4 protein-coding genes and 1 pseudogene are annotated in these 19,664 nt (G+C 56.0%); all 5 read right to left on the bottom strand.

The features are described from left to right. Positions 1 to 81: 81 nt before the first annotated feature. The 5 genes and pseudogenes from KDX39_RS01325 to KDX39_RS01305 all read right to left on the bottom strand — a co-directional run bounded on the left by KDX39_RS01325 (position 82) and on the right by KDX39_RS01305 (position 19,551). Entirely contained in the window at positions 82 to 294 is a 213-nt protein-coding gene (locus KDX39_RS01325; RefSeq protein ID WP_442964517.1) for a TreTu family toxin, read from the bottom strand. Positions 295 to 883: 589 nt separating this feature from the next. Next, positions 884 to 1,245, bottom strand: a pseudogene (gene cdiI / locus KDX39_RS01320) (ribonuclease toxin immunity protein CdiI). Positions 1,246 to 1,714: 469 nt separating this feature from the next. Then, positions 1,715 to 2,026 carry a colicin gene (locus KDX39_RS01315; protein WP_231658936.1) on the bottom strand — a complete coding sequence of 104 codons (312 nt, stop codon included), beginning with the start codon at positions 2,024 to 2,026 and terminating at the stop codon, positions 1,715 to 1,717. Then, positions 2,023 to 17,835 carry a two-partner secretion domain-containing protein gene (locus KDX39_RS01310; protein WP_231658935.1) on the bottom strand — a complete coding sequence of 5,271 codons (15,813 nt, stop codon included), beginning with the start codon at positions 17,833 to 17,835 and terminating at the stop codon, positions 2,023 to 2,025. The genes KDX39_RS01315 and KDX39_RS01310 overlap by 4 nt, the downstream gene beginning before the upstream one ends. 39 nt (positions 17,836 to 17,874) lie before the next feature. Further along, positions 17,875 to 19,551, bottom strand: a complete 1,677-nt coding sequence (locus tag KDX39_RS01305; protein WP_269439793.1) for a ShlB/FhaC/HecB family hemolysin secretion/activation protein — start codon at positions 19,549 to 19,551, stop codon at positions 17,875 to 17,877. Positions 19,552 to 19,664: the final 113 nt, after the last annotated feature.

The raw sequence follows: 19,664 nt of genomic DNA, 5'->3' as shown, positions 1-19,664 counted from the left end.
CAATGTTCTTGATCGCCGGAAGATGCTCGCCGCCCTGCTTATTAAGCAAGAACTGCTGAGACTTACCTGCATCAGGGCCAATCATTTTAAACCAGCCATCTTTCCGCCTTGCAGCAAGCTGTTAGCTGAAAAATCAAACTCAACATAGACAGAGCCTTTGGGTGCAGCCCCTTTAAAGTCAGCGATGCCATTAGTCGAAATAAAGGTTTTTCCTCCACCGCCTTGCACCACTTTATTTGTATTTTGCATCTGCGCCAGCTCATCAGGAGACATCCAACTTCCTACACGAGTCATACTGACATCGTCGATTGCCTTGGTTTCGCCAAGTTTTAGCGGAGAGCTGACTGTTGCTTTTGCACCTTTTGCCCACGCTCTTGCGACTCTTGGACCGCCAGTTGCTTTACCAGTAATAATCGCTGCAATCGCAGCCGTTACCGATGCGGTTCTTGGGTCAGCCTTATCGAGTCCTAATTACTCCGCGAACGCTTCCGCACTAGGCGATATAATAGCTTCGGTGGTATCTGCCTGCGCAGCGAGATTGAAGCCATAAAACGCGGCCTCAATCTGTCTTCCTCGTTGACCTAGCTCGTTACTATATTCTCCGGTCTGGTAGCCGTAAATGGCCTCGTAAATTTCCTTCGCGCCAGCGATGCATCCTTCCGTGCTGGAAGCACAGATTTTTTCTAGCGACGCTTTATTAAGCTCGTGTTTCTTGATAAAGCTGGAAGCAACAGCATCACAATCGCCCCTCTCCTCACTCGTGGTGAGGCTTATACACCCGTAGGATCAGATTACCGACTGGGTTGGCAAAAAATTCCCGACACGGGTTATGATCCTATCAACAATAGTCTCGGCAGTACTGGGCCTATTTATTCAGAATAAATCAGAAAGAAAGCTGATTCAAAATCTCTCTCATTTTTACAGTATCTTCCGGATGAAGACTTACATACTTATCACATGCTAGCCGCATGTATTTAGAGCAAATCTCTTCACTTACAACAACTGTATCTTCATTTTTTGGCGGATAACCATAAGCGAACTCAACACCTTCAAAATGTTCCTCCTCAAAAAACTATTTAAATCAGGAAAATTGCAGTACGCACCATCCGTACTGAAGCCCCACCTTTTCACCAATAGCTCAAGAGATTTTATAAAATTACCATCGTGATACATCCGATCAAAATACCCCTTCACTATCCAGTAAGAGTCTGAATCAGTATATGGCTGTCCAAATAGCTCTTTCATATCAATCCTCACTGGGGGTGAAAGTTAGTAACTGCCCCTGCAGCCTTGTCAAGGTAGACCCTAAGCTAACGCCCCCGGCAGTAGCATCATATTGAGTCACCCCCTTCGACAAAGCCCCCCCCTGTATCCACTGGCCGCAGCCTCCTGTCCAAGATCAAGGATCTTTTGATCAGAGAAGACCTTCGGATCATAAACAGTCTTAGTAAACTCTTTCGCTTTATAGCCGATCACATTCCAGTTCGATCATAGGCCGGTATCTGATATTTAATATTTGTAATCCCCTTAACAGAAGTCGGTGTCTCACCCAATATCTTTATGCCATTTGAAGATGCGGCCTGAGAGAATGCATCAAGATTATGGGTTCCGCTAACTCCACTTTTCTGGGTCAATCCATCGAAACTACTCAGATGGTTTTTGATGCTCGGATTAAAGCTCATGCCTTCCGGGAAGCTTGCAGCCGCTTTTGCCCCTACAGTTCATATTCTCGGCGACAGTATATGAAGCCATCGAGACACTCAAGACACCCTATTGAACCAAGTACAAACTTACTATCTAAATCCACATGAGAAACTTTGTCTTGCCCAATTGAGGCTGAAATATTTGTGGCAACCACCTCTAAGCTTTCCCAGTCAAAATCTGTAGGCGACCTATCAAGGTAGTAACGAATAAGTAATACCCCATCATCTGACAGTGAAATAGCAATCGCCCTTATTGCAGGATATATCTCACCAATCAGGGCACGCCAAACACATAAAACTAACCAATCAGGGAGAGCTTTCATGGTTTCGCTCCGACAGTAGTAGGATTTGTTGGAACAATATGCGCTCCGTTTTTACCTGAATGTATTGTTCCGTATCTTGTCGCCAAGCCTGATGTGCCATCGACACCAATATTCTTGCCAAAATCAACTATTGGCTGCCCTCTTGAACCATAACCTACGACAGGAAACTCTCCCGCATGAGCACCGTTCAACAGTTTTTGAGGCTCGATCCCCTCATTAAGATAGCTACGTCCGGGAAGAAAATTGTTATGCCCCAAAATATGCTTGCCTTGCTGGCCAGCATGGATGCTACTAGCCACGTTGTCCAGCGAGGCACCTGCCGCTTTTGCACCCGCTCCTGCGACTCTTGGACCGCCAGTTGCTTTACCAGTAATAATCGCTGCAATCGCAGCCGTTACCGATGCGGTTCTTGGGTCAGCCTTATCGAGTCCTAATGACTCCGCGAACGCTTCCGCACTAGGCAATATAATAGCTTCGGTGGTATCTGCCTGCGCAGCGAGATTGAAGCCATGAAACGCGGCCTCAATCTGTCTTCCTCGTTGACCTAGCTCGTTACTATATCCTCCGGTCTGGTAGCCGTAAATGGCCTCGTAAATTTCCTTCGCACCAGCAATGCATCCTTCCGTGCTGGAAGCACAGATTTTTTCTAGTGACTCTTTGTTAAGCTCGTGTTTCTTGATAAAGCTGGAAGCAACAGCATCACAATCGGCCCTCTCTTCACACCCAGTAAGCGCCTTGTTCAGCTGAACCATTTCAAGGTGGTTCAGATAGTTGTTTTCAGTGGAGTTTGCCGCCACGGTCGCCCCTGCAGAGGCATCCCCTCCGGTGGCCATGCCGGTCAGCACACCGATCAATTGAGAAGCAGTCAGCAGCTTGCTGACGCCTGCCTGATAAGCCTTACTGTCTTTACCGGCATCTTTCGGTAGCAGCTTGCCGCCTAGATAATCAACGAGCATTTCATTCGCACCGGCTGCCAAAGCACCTGTCCGGAAATCGCCGCCCATCGCTTCTGCCATCAATCCGCCAAGGGCTGCGTGCATGGCAACCTTGGTGAACTTGCCAGAATCCATCGTTATGTCACCGATCTTGCCTGCAATCCTGGCACCAGCGACGCTGACTCCGGTACCTAGCGCAGAGGCTCCAAGGTTGTCCTTGAAGCTGCCGCCCATGATCGCGGTTTTAATCAAGGCCTCTGTGAATACCTTGTCTGCAACGGTACCCAGACCGGCTAGATCCAAGCCGATATTTTTTGGATCAATAGGTGCAAAACCTGCAAGGGCTCCAGAGACGGCGTAACCCTTGAGACTTTCCGAAGAAGTTATGTCCTTCAGAACGGCACCCAGATCGCCCTTGTTATTAATCGCACTGGTTGCCGCGTTAGTAGCTACGCTGGTTGCAAGCGCACCGCCCATACCGGTCAGACCCAGCCCGGCCGGCCCCATCACCGCAGCCATCAGGATAGCGATGGCGATCTGGGCAGCCGGGCCGAGGCCGGAGTTGTTGTACTTGAAGCTTTCGTGGATTTCCTTGACCTGATGCCAGTCCACATCGCCCCGTTTTTCGGCCTCTTTAAGCCAGGCCAATTGCGGATCAGCCTTGACCATGGCGTCGATGCTCTGGCTGACGCTCTGTTGGTCGACCTGTTTGACATCGATCTGAAGGCCTTCGACCGCATTGATGACTACCTGGCCCTGAGCGCTCAGTTCGCTCTGGCGCAGAGTTTCGTCGGTTGTGCCTTTACCTTTCGACGAGAACCAGACCGAACTGCTTTTGCTCTTGGTATGGCTTTCGTCGTGGGAGTCTTTCACCCCCTCAAACGTCACCGCCCCGCCACTTTCAATCGTCAGGTCTTTCCCACTCTCCAGCTTCGCCACCTGATACTTCTGATCGCCACCACTCGCCAGAACCAGATCACCTCCGGTCGTGATTTCACTGCCGATGTTCTTCACATCGGTCACTTCATCGCGCTTGAAGCTTTTGGCGCCAAACGAGCCCTTTTTCTTTTTTTCGTACAGCGAGTAGTCGCTGTCCTGCGCGGCGAGGATGTCGAGGTTTTCGCCTGCCACCAGGTACGCTTCCTGACCTGCTGTAATCCGGCTGGAGATCACGGCGAGGTTCTGACCGGCCTGCAGGGCCACGCTGCCACCGGCGTTGAGGTCGGTAGCAATCTGGCTGACGTGATCTTCCTGACGGGTCAGTTTCTTGCTTTTGGACAGGGAGTGCTCTTCGTCCGCCGCAGAGCTGATGGTCATGTTTTCCGTGGCGGCCATTGCGATGTCGCGCTTGGCATCGATGTCGCTGGCAATCAGGGAGATATCGCGGCCAGCCTTGGCGCCCAGGTCACGACCAGCAGTGACGGTAGAGCCCAGCTGGGTGATGTCGCTACTGTTGTGGTTTTTGTCGAAGAACAGGCTGTTGTTGACTTCCGTCGTGCCGATCGTCAAATCACGTCCGGCAACGATATTCAGATCACGCCCGCTTTCCAGAACGCTGCCACGGTTGATGAAGTCACGGCCAGCCGAAATGCTCATGTCGTTGGCCGCTTCGATGCGCGCCGCGCTATCAGCGAACTCGCTGTGTCGCTGTCCACGGACATCGTTGTCCATCGACGTGATGCTGCGCTCGTTGATCACGTCGCCATTGAGCGAGGTCAGGGACACATCACGACCTTTGATGATGCCGCCCGCCGTATTGATCAGATCGTTGCCTGCCAGCAAGTCCAGGCGATTGCCAGCCTCGATCAAACCTGCGTTCACAAGGTTGTTGCCTGCGACTGCGGAGAGGTTGTTGCTGGCGAGTAATGTGCCGACGTTATCGAGGTTCTGGCCCGCAATCAGCGATACGTCGTTACCGGCGATCAAGGCACCGGTTGGTCCCAGACGGTTATCCGCCTGGGCCAGGTAGAGCACCGGGACCAGAACCTTTTCGCCATTTACTTCATGCTCTTCGAGCCAGACGATATCGTGGGTCAGCGCGGCAACCTGCTGTGAACTCAGCGATACGCCAACGGCAAGGCTCAATTGCTCCTTGCTCGCGATGGCGTTGTTCATCAGGTACTTGAATTGCGCTTCATTGGAGGTCTGCCCCTGAATGAACGCCTGACCGGTTCGAGCGACCACCGCTTGTTGCACCAGACGCTGTTCGTAAAGGCCGTCGCCCAGACGTTTGGCACTGACTTCCGGGTCGTAGCCAAGACCTGCAAGCAGGTAATCCGAACTCATGAACTGCTTGAGTTCAGTCAGTACCGGGTTGGTTTCAATCAGGTATTTCTGAGGCTTGGAGACGAATGTGCTGTTTGGCAGCCCCTGAACCTTCGCGACCGTTTGTGAGGCGGGAGCTGTGACTGGGGTAATGGCGGTACTCTGAGCGACGGTAACCGGCCGCGCTGCGCTGATGACCGGATTGGCTTGAGCGATCACCGATGGTCTGGCAGAAGTCGGGATCTGACTGGCTACTGACGTACCGATGACCTGTGTAACCGAGGTGATCGCGCTGCCCTGCACTGCACCAGGATTTCGGATCGTGCCGTTATTGGAGGAAGCTATCGTAATCAACGGTACTGCGGTCGACGAACCATTACTCTGAACGGGCAATAGAGCACCATTGCCCTGATTGCTCGCTGTCACTCCGGCAACTGCATCGACGAGCGTTAAGCCAGCGGCGTCCGAGCTGTGACCCGGCAAGACGAATCCACCGGTGTTCGAAAAATCTGGAGCACTGGTGTCGAAGGCAGATGCATTGGCACTCAAGCCTGCAGCCTGCCGTGTGGTTAGCGCAAGCTGGCGAGTGGCGCTGTCGATCTGTCCGACCGCACCGAGTTGGATGATGCCCGCTTGTGCGTCGGGGACGGATTGTTCACGCTGAGCCAGCGATATGCTCGCGCCGCCCATCGTCCAGCTTTGCGGGACGCCGGTGGACTGGGAGATAGACGAGGCGCTGCCTGACTGGCCGCTAAGACGGAACAGGCCGTTCTGGCCCGTCGGCAGACTGAAGCCTGGCAGGGCTAGTGGGTTGACTTGTTGTTGAGCGAGATCTGGGGGGAGCTGGGCGTTTATGCTTACGACTGTTGGTTTAGCATTTCCGCTGAGTTGAGTGCCTCCTACGCGAGATCCACCTGATGCAACGGTAACCCCCTCTCGCACAACGCTGTTAGTGAGATTTTGAGTGGCGTTTATACGGATAGCCCCTCCCGCTTGCACTACGGCATTAGCGGAAGCAGAAGGACTATTAGTGACAATTGTATTTTCGAAGAAATTCGCGTTCCGTACTGAACTTGGTGCTTCTACGAGAACACCACTTCCATAACTAGGTTGTGAGAACTGATAACCTGGATTCGCATTGCTTTCGATCCAAATAGTTGCAAATTTAAAATATTGATTTGTCTCCCCGCCTCCACCACTTTGCCCAAACCCAACTATTGACTCTTTACCATCCGCAGTCCAGAAATGCATTCCCGGGGTAAAGCGAAAGGTGCTGTTCAATGACCCATACATCGGATCATTGGCAGCGTTATAATCCATGATTGCCCGCCATGACCCAATATCCCTAGGTGCATCTAGGGAGCGACGAACAGTATAATCGCCAGTTGTTACGCCTTTGTTGGTAAAATTTTGAACACTCATTGCCAAGTCGTTATTGGCAGCAACCGTCGAGGCGTTGTTAACAAAATCGCCGCCTGTAACATCGAAATTACGCCCAGCGGTCATGAAAGAAGATGCTGAGTCCTGAGTAACAGTCGACGAATAATTCTCAATCCAAACAAGATGACTAGATTCAGCACGCATTCTTAAAACAGTGCAGCCGTAACATTGAACACCGATAGCGCCGGATATCAAACCACCGGTAGCTTCAAATACATCTTTACGATTTTCAATACGGCTAGCCGCCAAGCTCATGTCTCCGCCGCTTTCAATAGTTGCAGAAACGTTATTGATCGACGAGCTCCAACCATTGCTGTCATCGCGCGCAATGCTGAGATTGCCCAAGCTGTACACATCAGCAAACCGATTTGTAAAATCACCCACGCGCAGCGCCATATTCCCGCCGCTGAATACCAAACCATTCTGATTAACAAGTGATCCAGCGTTGACTCGCAGGTTACCGCTACTGCCTACTGTGCCCTGGTTGCTCAGCGAGGCAGCATTGACGGTCAGATCCCCCATTGAGGTGAGACGTCCAAGGCTGCCAAGGCTCCCGGTGCTGGTGATTGTTCCGGTCGTACCTGCGGTGATCGCCGTTGCAGAATTCAGATCAATCTGCGCTGCGCTCATACCCATAATGCCTGCGCTGCTGACCCGACCGCCCCCCGAAAAACCACCTCCAATCCGGATATCCACACTTCCATCACTAGCAATCAACCCATCATTGATCCAATTCCCCCCCGTCCCGACAAACGCATTCGACGCCAGCAACTGCCCGCTCGCCGTCTGATTGAATGTCCCGACATTGACCGTCAACCGCCCTGCCTGGATCACACTGCTGTTTGTCCAGCTGTCAGCCGTGAGCGTCAGTCCGCCGCGCGTTACGACACTGCCGCCTGCGTTGGTCAGATTGGGCGTGGAGATCGCGAAGGTGCCTTCTCCGGCATGCAGCAGAGAACCGTTGGCATTGAGGAAACTGGCGGCATTAAGCGTCAGGTCGCTGCTTGCCACTTCCAGTCGGCCGCTGCGGTTGTCGAACTGGTTGCCTATCTGGAAAAGTGTCGAACCACCAGTCCCTAACGCGCGTAGCTGGCCTGTCTGGTTGTCCAGGTTCGCGGCGCTGATGTTCAGCGTGCTGTCACTCTCGATGATACCCAGGCGATTGTTCAGCAGCCCGCCGAGATTGAGTTCGACCTGGCCGCCCGCAATCTGGCCGTCGTTATCACCGCTGTTATCGAAGTTGACACCCGTAACGCGCACCAAACCTTTCGCGTACAGACCTCCATTACGGTTATCGAAGTCCGATGTGGTTATCAGCGCTTCGCCGGTCCGGGCAGAAACACGGCCGCCGTAGTTATTGAAGCCACCCAATGCGGTCAGGTTGAGACGCTGCGCCTGGATCACACCTCCTTGTCGCTTGCCGTCATAACCGTTGTTCAACACGCCGGTAATGGTCGAAGTGAATGCACCCTGCAAACTGGAAAGCACACCACCCTGGCTGTTGAGGTTTGCTGCGGTAACGCCAAGCTCGCCCCCTTGGGCGATAATGCGGCCATTAAGGTTGTCGACGTCTTTATTAACCGATACGCGAAGCGCTCCCTGACTTTGCAAAGTGCCAAGCGTGTTGTTGAGACCTGCTGCGTCCACCTCTACATCGCCGCCCTGACTGTAGATCAGGCCGTCTGTAGCGTTGACCACATTGCCGGTAGCGATGAGATGCAGCTTACCGTCAGATGCGAGGGTGCCACGGTTACTGTTATCCAGTTGCCCGGATGTATTGAGCGTCAACAGGCTTTTGCCGACCAGTTGTCCGCCCTGGTTATTGACCTGGGTACTGCGACGCAGCAATAACGCGCCGCCGCTGGCCAGCTTCCCGTTGGTGTTGGTCAGGGCAGCCAGCAGGTCGAGGGTCATTGCGCCTTTGCTGCTGAGGTTTCCCGCGCTGTTGTCGAGAGTTCCGCCCTCGAAACTCAGGTCCTGCGCGGCCGTCAGATTGCCAGCGGTGTTATCAAGCGTAGCGGCTTTGATCGTCAGTCCGGCTCCGCTGTCAATCAAGCCTTTCTGACTGTTGTCCAACCGACCGGTAACGGTCAGAGTCTGGCCAGCACCGCTGGACAGGATGCCTCCACTGTTACTGAGGCTGTCAGATGTGACAGTCAGTGCCGTCTGGCTGACCAGTGCCCCGCCACCGCTGTTGAGCAACGCACCGCTCAGGTCAACGCCAACAGAGCCGTTGCGGCTGGACAGCGTACCGTTATTGCGGTTGTCGAGGCTTTTGCCGTGAACGTCCAGACGTTGCCAACCGGAAATCAGGCCGTTCTGGTTATTGATGCTGTCGGTTGCGACTGTCAGTACGTCGCTGCTGATGACCTTGCCGTTTGTGTTATCGAGCGCACGGCCGTTCAGCTCAAAGCCTTGCGCGCTGGAGATTTCGCCTGACTGGTTAATGAAGTCGCGTACGCGCTTGAAGGTCAGAGGACCTTTGGCAGAAATCAGTCCGCTACGGTTATTCAGATCAGCGTCTTTCAGATCAATGGACAGACTGGTGTTGCCCATCAAACGTCCAGAGTCGAGTGACAGCGCATCAAGCGTGACGCTCATCGCGCCCCATCCCGACACTTCACCACCATTGCCCGAATTCAGACTGTTGGCTGTCAGAACCAGCGTACTACCGCTATTGATCAAGCCGTTGGCGGTGTTATTGATCGTTGTTGCGTCCAGCGTCAGACCCGTTTTAGCCAGTAACTGGCCTGCCTGGTTATCAAGGACGCCTGAACCCAATTTAAGAGACTGGTTCGCGTTGATGAGACCTTCTTCGCGATTGGTCAGCGTTCCGGTAACCGTCAGTTCCAGATCGTTGCGACTGGTCAGGGTCCCGCCGGTGTTGTCCAGCGCACCGGCTTTGGCATCCACGCCTGCTGCGGCGACCATGCCTTTAACGTTATTCAGTGCATTGGCAATACGCAGAGTGAGGAATTGATTACTGAGTACCTTGCCGCCGTTGTTTTCAAGGCTATTTGCAGACAGCGTGAAAGCTTGCCCACTGGAAATTTCCCCACCCTGGTTCAACACCACACCCAGATTTTTCAGCAGCAGGGTGCCTGGGGCATTGATAAGTCCGCTCTGGTTGTCCAACTGGCCATTGTTCAAATCAAGGCTGAGTGAGGTGTTGCTGAAAAGAGTACCTTTATGCTGATCCAGACGGCTGACGCTTGCGGTCATCGCCTGACTGCTGCCGATGCTGCCGCCACTGCTGTTGGTGAGTTTCGCGGCAGTCAGTTCCAGTCGGTCACCCGTGCTGACACGCCCATTCTGACTGTTATCGAAATCGCCTGTATTGAGCTTCAGCAAGCCTTTGCTGCTGATGGTGCCGCGCTGACTGTTGTCGAGGACGCTGCTCCCCAGATCGAGCGCACCATCGGTCACCAGTTTGCCGCCCTGATTACCGAATGCTCCAGCGCTACGCAGGTACAGGGTGTCAGCACTGGAAACATTGCCAGCGTTGTTGGTCAGGCTGCCAGCCTTCAGGGTCAGCGTACCCTCACTGCTGACCAGGCCCGTTGTATTATCGAGCAGCCCGGACAAATCGATATTGATGTCCTGCAGCCCACTTAACGTTCCGCCAATGTTGTCCAGAGCAGTACCGACGACCGTCAGGCCTGTTGTGCTGGATAGCAGGCCATCGTTCCGGTTGATAGTCCGGGTCACGTTCAGTTTCAGGGCTTTCTGCGCAAGGATCTGGCCGCTGTCGCCGTTATTCAGTTTGGCGCCGGTCAGTGTGATCGTGTCCTGACCCGAGATTTCGCCACCACGGTTATCAATGTCAGCAACATTGATAACCAGCGCCTGGGTTGCACCAATCAGGCCCTTGTTGCTGTTAGTCAGTGCATCACCGGTCAGCGCCAGAGAGCCCTGCGCGATCAATTGGCCGCCTTGCTGCTGCAGGTTGCCTATGTGCGCAACGAGGTTTTTCTTGCTGGCAAGCTGACCTTCCAGATTGTTAACGGAAGCAGCATTCAGTACGACGTCTGCGTCGGCAATCACCACGCCTTTCGTATTGTTCAGAGCGGTATCGACAGTCAGGTCCAACGCACCGCGGCTGCTGATCAAGCCTGCGGTGTTGTCCAGCCCTGCGCTATGCATATCCAGCGCAGCAGCAGAAATAGAGCCTTTGACGTTGGCCAGCGCCTTGTCGATAACCAGCGTCAACTTCTGACCACTCAGCAACTTGCCGCCACTGTTATCAAGGCTGTCGGCCTTCAGTGTGAAGGTCTGATTGCTGGATATTTCGCCGTTCTGGTTTGCAACACCTTTGAGGTTTTTCAGCAGCAACAGGCCGGAGGCATTGATCAGGCCGCCCTGATTGTTCAACTGGCCGTTGCTGAGGTCCAGACTCAACGAGGTGTTGCTGAACATCTCGCCTGCCTGCTGATCAAGACTGGTAACCGTGGCGGTCAACGCCAGTGCGCTGGCGATGCGCCCGGCACTCTGGTTGATGACCTTGCCTGCGATCAGGTCAAGCGTATCGCTGCTGGTCAGCTGCCCTTTCTGGCTGTTATCGAATGTGCCGGTAGTTACAGTAACCTTCGTCGCACCTTTGCCCGACAGTGCTCCACCTTTACTGTTGTCCAGGCTGGCACTGGAGATCGTGAGCGTCGAATCCGTGGTCACAGAGCCGGACTGGTTGGAAAGCGCGCCCTTTGTATCAATCTCCAGTGCATCGGCACTGGACAGACTGCCTTTGGCGTTTTGCAGCGAGTCGGCTGTCACACTCAGTGCAGCCTCGCTGCTGAGCAGGCCGCCTGTGTTGTCCAATGCGTCGGTCAACAGGATTGTCAGGTTGTTCTGACTGGCCAGCGTACCGCCCGCGTTGTCCAGGCGCGCGCCGTCCAGATGCAAGGTGTTGCCGAAAATCAACCCCTTGTTCAGGTTGATGATGCGCGCCACCTTCAATTCCAGCGCAGTACCGGCCAGAACCTTACCGCCGTTACTGTTCTCGAGCATCTTGGCAGTGATGTCTACGCCAATCTGGCTGGATATCTCACCATTGCGGTTGTCGATATCGTCCACGTTGAGTTTCAGCGCTTTTGTTGCGCCTACCAGACCACCCGATCGGTTATCCAGCGTCTTGCCGACCAAGGTCAGATCACCTTGCGCAACCAGCTCACCGCCTTTCTGGGTCAGGCTGTCGATTTCAGCAACAAGATCAGCCTGACTGGCGATACGTCCCAAGTCGTTGAGCGCTGTTGTCACCTGCAATTTCATCAGATCAGCAGCATTGAGCAGGCCGCTCCGGTTATCCAGAAACGTGCCTTTCAACTCAAGGCCGGCGTTACTCTGAATACCGCCTTTCTGTTTTGCCGCCAGATCTGCCTGATTGTTGTCGAGTTGATCGACGAACAGCTGCATGCCTTTTTCAGCACGGATGGCTCCGCCGCGGTTGGCGACACCATCGCTTTGTACGATCAGCAGATCCCTGGCGACGATGCTGCCGCCACGGTTGTCCACTGAGAGGCTGGATAGATCCATCAGACCCTTGGCCTGCAGACTGCCCCCGGTTTGATTGTCCAGTGCTCCCGTCAGAACGAGAGAAAGCTTGCCGTCGGTCACTACCGATCCAGACTGACTGTTGTCCAGGCTCACCGCGTGAATATCGACGCCCTGCCCTGACCCCAAGGTGCCTGCCTGATTGTTGATCGCCTTGCCAACGACCATGTTCAGAAACTTATCGGCCATGACCTGACCCTGGGTATTGTCCAGGCTCAGGGAAGCCAAATCGGTTTTGCCGGCGCTGGTCAGTTCACCGAGTTGATTTGACAGATCGCCGTTAACATCAATGATCAGATCGGCGTCACTGCTGACGCTGCCGCCGTTGTTGTTAAGTTCATTGGCACTAAAATCGATCCCCTTGCCGGAAACCAGACCGCGCACGTTGGTCAGCAACTTATCGACGCGTACGATCAGTGCCTGGTCGCTGATGACCGAACCGTCAGTGTTGTCCAGCGAAGTGGCCGACAGCGTGAAACCATTGGCGCTGGAGATTTCGCCGTTCCGGTTATTGACTGTGGTCAGGTTTTTCAAGAACAGCTCGCCAGGGGCGGTGATCAAACCGCCCAGGTTATTCAGCACACCGTTGTTCAAATCGAGGCTGACGTCGCTATTACTGTAAAGCCGACCGTCTTTGCTCTGGTCAAGGCCGGTGACGAACGCTGTCAGCGCTTTCGCACTGGCGATACGGCCTGCCTCACTGTTGTTGACCTGAGCGGCGGTCAGACCCAGCACATCCGTGCTGGTCAGGCGACCGCCCTGCTGGTTGTTGAACGCTCCTGTATCGACCGTTACGCCTTTGCCTGCGATACGTCCGTTCTTGCTGTTATCCAGACTTGCGCTTTTAACCGTCAGGTCGGCGTTACTCAATATTTCACCGCCCAGGCTGACGACGTCTCCGGTAACAGTCAGCAGGGAAGTGTCAGCGCTGGTGATGCTGCCACCAGCATTGTTAAGCGATGCAGCCTTCAGCTCCAACGTACCATCGCTGCGAACGACGCCCTGACTATTGTTCAGCGCACCGGTAACGTTGAAGCCCAGACTGTTTTTGCCATAAAACCGACCGCTATCCGTATTGGTCAACTTGCCCAGATTGAGCTGTACAGACTGCTGCCCTGAGACGACGCCTGCCGTCTGATTATCGAGGCTGTCGGCCGTCAGCAGCAGGGCACCATTGGCCAGCAAGCGGCCTTTGTGGCTGTTATCGAATTGACCCACTGTTGCCGTCAGCGTACCCAGGCTTGAGACTTCTGCATTCTGGTTGTTCAGCGTCGCGGCATTCAGCTCGAGACCTGTGGCAGAAATCAGACCGCGCAGGTTGTTCAGGAGCTTGTCGACGCGCACGGTCAGTGCATTGTCGCTAATTAACGAACCGTCGGTGTTATCCATTGAGTTGGCCGTCAGCATGAAACCGTTGGCGCTGGAGATTTCACCGTCCGAATTATTGACGGTGGTCAGGTTTTTCAGAATCAACTGACCCGGAGCGGTGATCAGTCCTCCCTGGTTATTCAATACTCCGTGACTCAAATCGAGGCTGACATCGCCGTTGCCGTACAACCGTCCATCATTGGTCTGGTCAAGGGCAGTCACCACGGCAGTCAACGCCATCGCGCTGGCGATACGACCCGCCTCACTGTTGTTGACCTGTCCGGCAGTCAGACGCATGACTCCGCTGCTGATCAGGCTACCGCTGTTCTGGTTCTCGAACGTTCCAGTGGTCAACACAATGCCGTTGCCGGCGACTCGCCCTTTGCGAGCGTTATCGAGGCTACCTGTCGTAAGCGTAAGACTGGCGTCGCTCAGCACCTCACCGCCATTATTGACGGCAGCTCCGGCGGCAGTGATCGTGGAAGTTTGCGCACTGGAAATACTGCCGCTGGTGTTGTTCAGCGATGCGGCCGTAAGCGATAACGTGCCATCGCTGCGGATAACGCCCTGTTCATTGTTCAATGCACCGGCAATGTTGAAACCCAGGCTGTTTTTGCCGTAAACCCGACCGCTGCCGGTATTGGTCAATTGCCCCAGATTCAACTGGACGGATTGCTGCCCGGAGACCACACCGTTGGCCTGGTTGTCGAAACTGTCTGCAGTCAGCAACAATGCGCCGTTGGCCATCACACGGCCTTTCTGGCTGTTATCGAACTGGCCGACCGTTGCCGTGAACGCACCGAGGCTGGAAATTTCCGCATTCTGGTTGTTCAGGGTCGTCGCGTGCAGTTCGAGGCCGTTGGCAGATACCAGCCCGCGCAGGTTGTTCAGCAACTGGTTCACGCGGAGGATCAGCATCTTGTCGCTCAGCAGCGAACCTTCGGTGTTTTCCAGCGAAGTGGCCGACAGCGAGAAGCCGTTGGCGCTGGAAATCTCACCGCTCTGATTGTTCACCACGTTCAGGTTTTTCAGCAGCAGTTGGCCGGGTGCGTTGATCAATCCATCCTGGTTGTTCAGTACGCCGTTGTTCAGATCCAGGCTTACGTCGCTGTTGCTGTAAAGACGACCATCATTGGTCTGATCAAGGCCGGTAACCGCCGCCGTCAGGGCCATGGCGCTGGCGATGCGACCTGCCTCGGTGTTGTTGACCTGAGCAGCAGTCAGCCCGAGGGTGCCGGTACTCGTAAGACGGCCGTCATTGTGATTATCGAATGCGCCCGTGGTGACAGTAACGCCGTTCGCCGCGATGCGACCGCCCTGACTGTTGTCCAACGAGCCGCTGGTCAACGTCAGGCTGGCATCACTGAGAATCTGTCCACCCTGGTTGGCGACGGCTGCATTGGTGGTGATCGAGGCCGTTCCGGCGCTGGTGATTCTGCCGCCGCTGTTGGCAAGGCTCGCCGCACTCAGGCTCAGGGTGCCGTCACTGCGCAGCACGCCCTGATCGTTATTGACTGCTCTGGTGGCGTTCACGCCTAGGTTGTTTCTGGCGTAAACGCTGCCCTTGCCGGTGTTGGTCAGTTGCCCCAGTGTCAGTTGCACACTTTGCTGTCCAGACACTGATCCAGCATCCTGGTTATCCAGATTGTCGGCCGTCAGTTGCAGCGCACCGTTGGCCATCACACGGCCTTTCTGGCTGTTATCGAACTGGCCGACCGTTGCCGTGAACGCACCGAGGCTGGAAATTTCTGCGTTCTGGTTGTTCAGGGTTGCCGCGTGCAGCTCGAGGCCGTTGGCAGATACCAGCCCGCGCAGGTTGGTCAGCAACTGGTTCACGCGGAGGATCAGCATCTTGTCGCTCAGCAGCGAACCTTCGGTGTTGTCCAGCGAAGTGGCCGACAGCGAGAAGCCGTTGGCGCTGGAAATCTCACCGCTCTGATTGTTCACCACGTTCAGGTTTTTCAGCAGCAGTTGGCCGGGTGCGTTGATCAATCCATCCTGGTTGTTCAGTACGCCGTTGTTCAGATCCAGGCTTACGTCGCTGTTGCTGTAAAGACGACCATCATTGGTCTGATCAAGACCTGTAACCACCGCCGTCAGGGCCATGGCGCTGGCGATGCGGCCTGCCTCGGTGTTGTTGACCTGAGCAGCAGTCAGCCCGAGGGTGCCGGTACTCGTAAGACGGCCGTCCTGGTGGTTATCGAATGCGCCCGTGGTGACAGTAACGCCGTTGGCCGCAATGCGACCGCTCTGACTGTTGTCCAGCGAGCCGCTGGTCAGCGTCAGGCTGGCATCACTGAGAATCTGTCCGCCCTGATTGACGACGGTTGCATTGGTGGTAATCGAGGCCGTTCCGGCGCTGGTGACGCTGCCGCCGCTGTTGGCAAGGCTCGCCGCGCTCAGGTTCAGGGGGCCGTCACTGCGCAGCACGCCCTGATCGTTATTCACGGCCCTGGTGGCATTCACGCCCAGGGTGTTTCTGGCGTAAACGCTGCCCTTGCCGGTGTTGGTCAGTTGCCCCAGTGTCAGTTGTACGTTCTGCTGGCCTGATATCGAACCGGCGTTCTGGTTGTCCAGCGTGTCGGCCGTCAGTTGCAGGGTGCCGTTGGCCAACAGGCGACCGCTGCTGCTGTTGTCGAACTGAACGAGCGTGGCGGTCAGGTTGCCCAGGCTGGAGATTTCACCGGTGCGGTTGTCAACGGTGCCGGTGTTCAGCAGCAGGCCACCTGCGGCGTTGATGATGCCCAATTGGTTGAGCACCTGGCCGGAGATGCGCGCAGTCAGCACAGCGCCACTGGACAGTTTGCCTTGCTGGCTGTTATCCAGCGTTTGGGCCGTAATGTTCAGATTGCCGCTGCTGCTGATAAGCCCGCTCTGTGCGTTCAGTACTTGAGAGGCGTTGATGTCTGCGTTGCCGCCCTGGCTCAGAATACGGCCGGACTGACGGTTGTCGATCACACCCGCAGCGACCCATGCGCTGGCCTGACCGTTCAAGGTTGCGCCCTGGTTGTTCAGCGTCTGGGTAACGGTAGCCTGCAAGGCACGGCTGGCAGTGATGCTGCCGCTGTTGGTCAGGCCGTTGGCCGACAAGGTCACATCACCCGACGCGTTGCGGCTGTTGTCCGCGTTGACGCCCGCTTCGATCACGGCCGTGTTGCGCAACTGGCCGCCAGCGGACAGGGTCAGCGCATCTCGGGCAGCGACGTTCTGCCGGGTTGTGAGATCACCGCCAGTGGTCATCGCCAGTGAGGAACCGGCGTAAACCGGCCCGTTGACCTCTGCGGTGTTGGCCCGCACGTTTACCGCGCCGCTCGCCGCCACCTGCATGACGTTGAGGTGGCCGTTGGCATCGATCTGGATATCGCCGCCGCTGGCCGCCAGGTCTGCGGCGAGCCTGACACCGACGCCCGCTTCGGTACCGACCAGCCGGATGGCACCGGCGTACATGCCGCCCAGGGCCGAGCTGTCGATCGCCAGTTCCGGCTTGCTGCTGCCATCGTCTGCCAGTGCCGTCGGGTTCAGGGTCTGTGCATCGACGTCGTTGCGACCGGTGATGACGTTGAGGCGTTTGGCGTGCAGTTCGGCGTTGATCTTCGCGCTGCGGGTGATGATGTCGAACTGGTCGACGTTGTCGGCGTTCAGTCCCACGCCGTCAATCGAGATGCTGCCGCCCTGAACGTTGAAGCGCTGCAACTGACCACTGGCGTCGAGAACCGGCTTGCCGGTGGTCAGCGTGACCTGCGGCGTATTGATGAACCCGCAGCCATTGCAACTGATGCCATACGGGTTGGCGACGATGACGCGTGCGGCCTGCCCCGCCACTTCCGTGTAACCCCTTAGCTGGCTGGCGTTGGCGCCCACCACTTCGTTGAGAATCGTGCTGGCCGCTGTGCCACGCAGATTGGAGTTGCCGACGATGATGCCGCCCAACTGGGTGCTCTGGGTCTGGTTGGTCGAGTTGTTGAGAATCACGCCCTGACTGTCAACGTTGTACTGCTGGAACTGGTTGTGCGACAGGCCGCTGGCATTGGGCGTGGCGATGTTGATGATGGGCACCCCATTACCGGCCTGACCCAGCGTGGTCCCCGTGCCACTGACGGCGATGCCTTCGGCCTGGACCAGCAGCGGCTGCCAGAACAGGGCATTGGCCAGAATCAGCGCAAGGCCACGCTTGGGCATTCCCCAGAAATGCTGACGCTCGGTCAACGCCGCGGAAGGCTGGCGGGCGAGCAGAGCCAACTGGTGAACGTCCATGTACGTGACCTCGAAACGGGAAAGATGAAAAAGGCTGGGTTACAGGAAGAAATCCACGCGGACGTAGATCGGCGATTCGCGCTCGATCACATCGGGACGTTCCAGGGAGCGGGCAAAGGTCACCGACGCGGCGACATGCTGGCCACGGGTAAACAGTTCGAACGAATGGCTGGACAGGCGGCCATGCTGGTCGCCGTTATAACGGTCGCCTCGGATCACGCCCTGGTCGTAACCCGCCGCGGCACCATACTCGGCGAAGACCGGTCGCATCCAGTCGAGGGTGACCGGACGAGTCAGACGCACTTCGTTGCGCCAGTAACCACCGCTGTCGCCTGACAGAAACTGGTCCTTGTAACCGCGTACCGACGACGAGCCACCCAGGCTCTGGCGCTGCGGACTAAACAGCACATCTTCACTGCGCTGTCCGGTGGCCAGGCTGGTGAACGTCAGCTTTTCGCCCCATAACTGAAAAGGCTGCAGGTAGCTGAGGGTGCCGGTGTATTTGCGGTAGCGCGCATCGGCTTCGCCCGGACCCGGGTCATGGTTGCCCTGAGCATCCAGGGCGCCAATGCCGTGCTGCATGCCCAGGTCGATGTTGAGAAACGCCGAGCCTATCCGGCGTCCGTGGTTGATGCCGAACTGCGCCTCAGTGATACGGTTGCTGCTGAGCGCCAGCTTGCTGTCTTCTACATAATTGTTCGTGCGCAGGTACGCCAGACCGGCATTGAGCGACGTCTTGCTCAGCGCGTCACGGTGCACGACCCGCTCAGCCCTGAACTGATGGTTCTGACTGTCGCCGTCCTGCTTGAAGTCGATATTGGACGCCTGGGCCACCGAGCGATATTCACTGGTGCTGTACAGGTAACTGAAAGTCCACCAGCCCCAGGGCATGCTGTACGACAGCGAGGCATTGCGAGAAGCTTTCTGGCGATCGCTGATCGCATCATGTCCGCCGCGCAGGCTGAACTGATCGGCCAGGCCGAGCGGGTTGTCCCACTCAAGCCCGGCGTTCCATTGCTGCTCACCGGTACTGCGCTGCCCCTCGTTGGTACGCGACAGGTTTGCTCGCCAGGGCTTTTGCGGCGTGTTCTTGACCACCACATCGCTGCCACCCACCGCCTCGCCAGGTGTCAGTTCCATCTGCGCCTGATTGGACGGCAGGCGATTGAGCTGATCGACCATCTGCTCGATCTCGCGCAGATTCACCATCGTGCCTTCCTGACCTGGAAAGGTCATGGCCAGCTCACGCGCCGACAGGCCGCTGTCGGCAGCGCCACGCAGTTTCTCGAGTTTGCCTTCAATCACCAGCACCTGCAGATCGCCCTTGGACAGATCCTGCTGCGGCAGATACGCCCGCGTCGTCACCAGACCTTTTTCGATGTAGTGATCGGTGATGACCTTGAGCAGCTCGTTGAGCTGGGGTACGCCCAGGCATTGCCCGATATAAGGCTGGATCAGCTTGTCGCGCTCAGCGGCTGAAAGCGAATCCGCGCCCTTGAGTTCGATGCGATTGATCGTGAAACAGCGTGTATCGGCAGGCGCGACCGGAGCAGCAGGCTCCGCTTGCTTGCCCGGCAGATCCTTGAGGTCTTCGAGACGGCGGCGCTGCTCTTCAAGCAGGCGATCCTGACGATCTCGGATGAAGTCCTGCTCGCCGGGTGTGGTGGCGGCTAAAACAGACAGCGGCGCGGCAGCCAACAGCGCCAGCACGGCCAATCTTGAAGCGAAAAGATACACGACGCGTCCCTGCGATATCACATTGATATTAAATTCGGGCGCGATATTAGTTCGCCATTATGATGGCGTCAAATAATTGTACAAGTTTGTAC

This window comes from Pseudomonas sp. CDFA 610 (assembly GCF_021147865.1).
Taxonomy (GTDB): Bacteria; Pseudomonadota; Gammaproteobacteria; order Pseudomonadales; family Pseudomonadaceae; genus Aquipseudomonas; species Aquipseudomonas alliivorans.
Note: the sequence above shows the minus strand (reverse complement) of the source record. Positions and strands in the feature narration are given on the sequence as shown.

What these genes read in the sequence shown, in the direction of transcription:
- KDX39_RS01310 (WP_231658935.1), bottom strand. Translation starts at nt 17,835, where the DNA reads ATGGACGTTCACCAGTTGGCTCTGCTCGCCCGCCAGCCTTCCGCGGCG.
- KDX39_RS01325 (WP_442964517.1), bottom strand. Translation starts at nt 294, where the DNA reads ATGACTCGTGTAGGAAGTTGGATGTCTCCTGATGAGCTGGCGCAGATG.
- KDX39_RS01315 (WP_231658936.1), bottom strand. Translation starts at nt 2,026, where the DNA reads ATGAAAGCTCTCCCTGATTGGTTAGTTTTATGTGTTTGGCGTGCCCTG.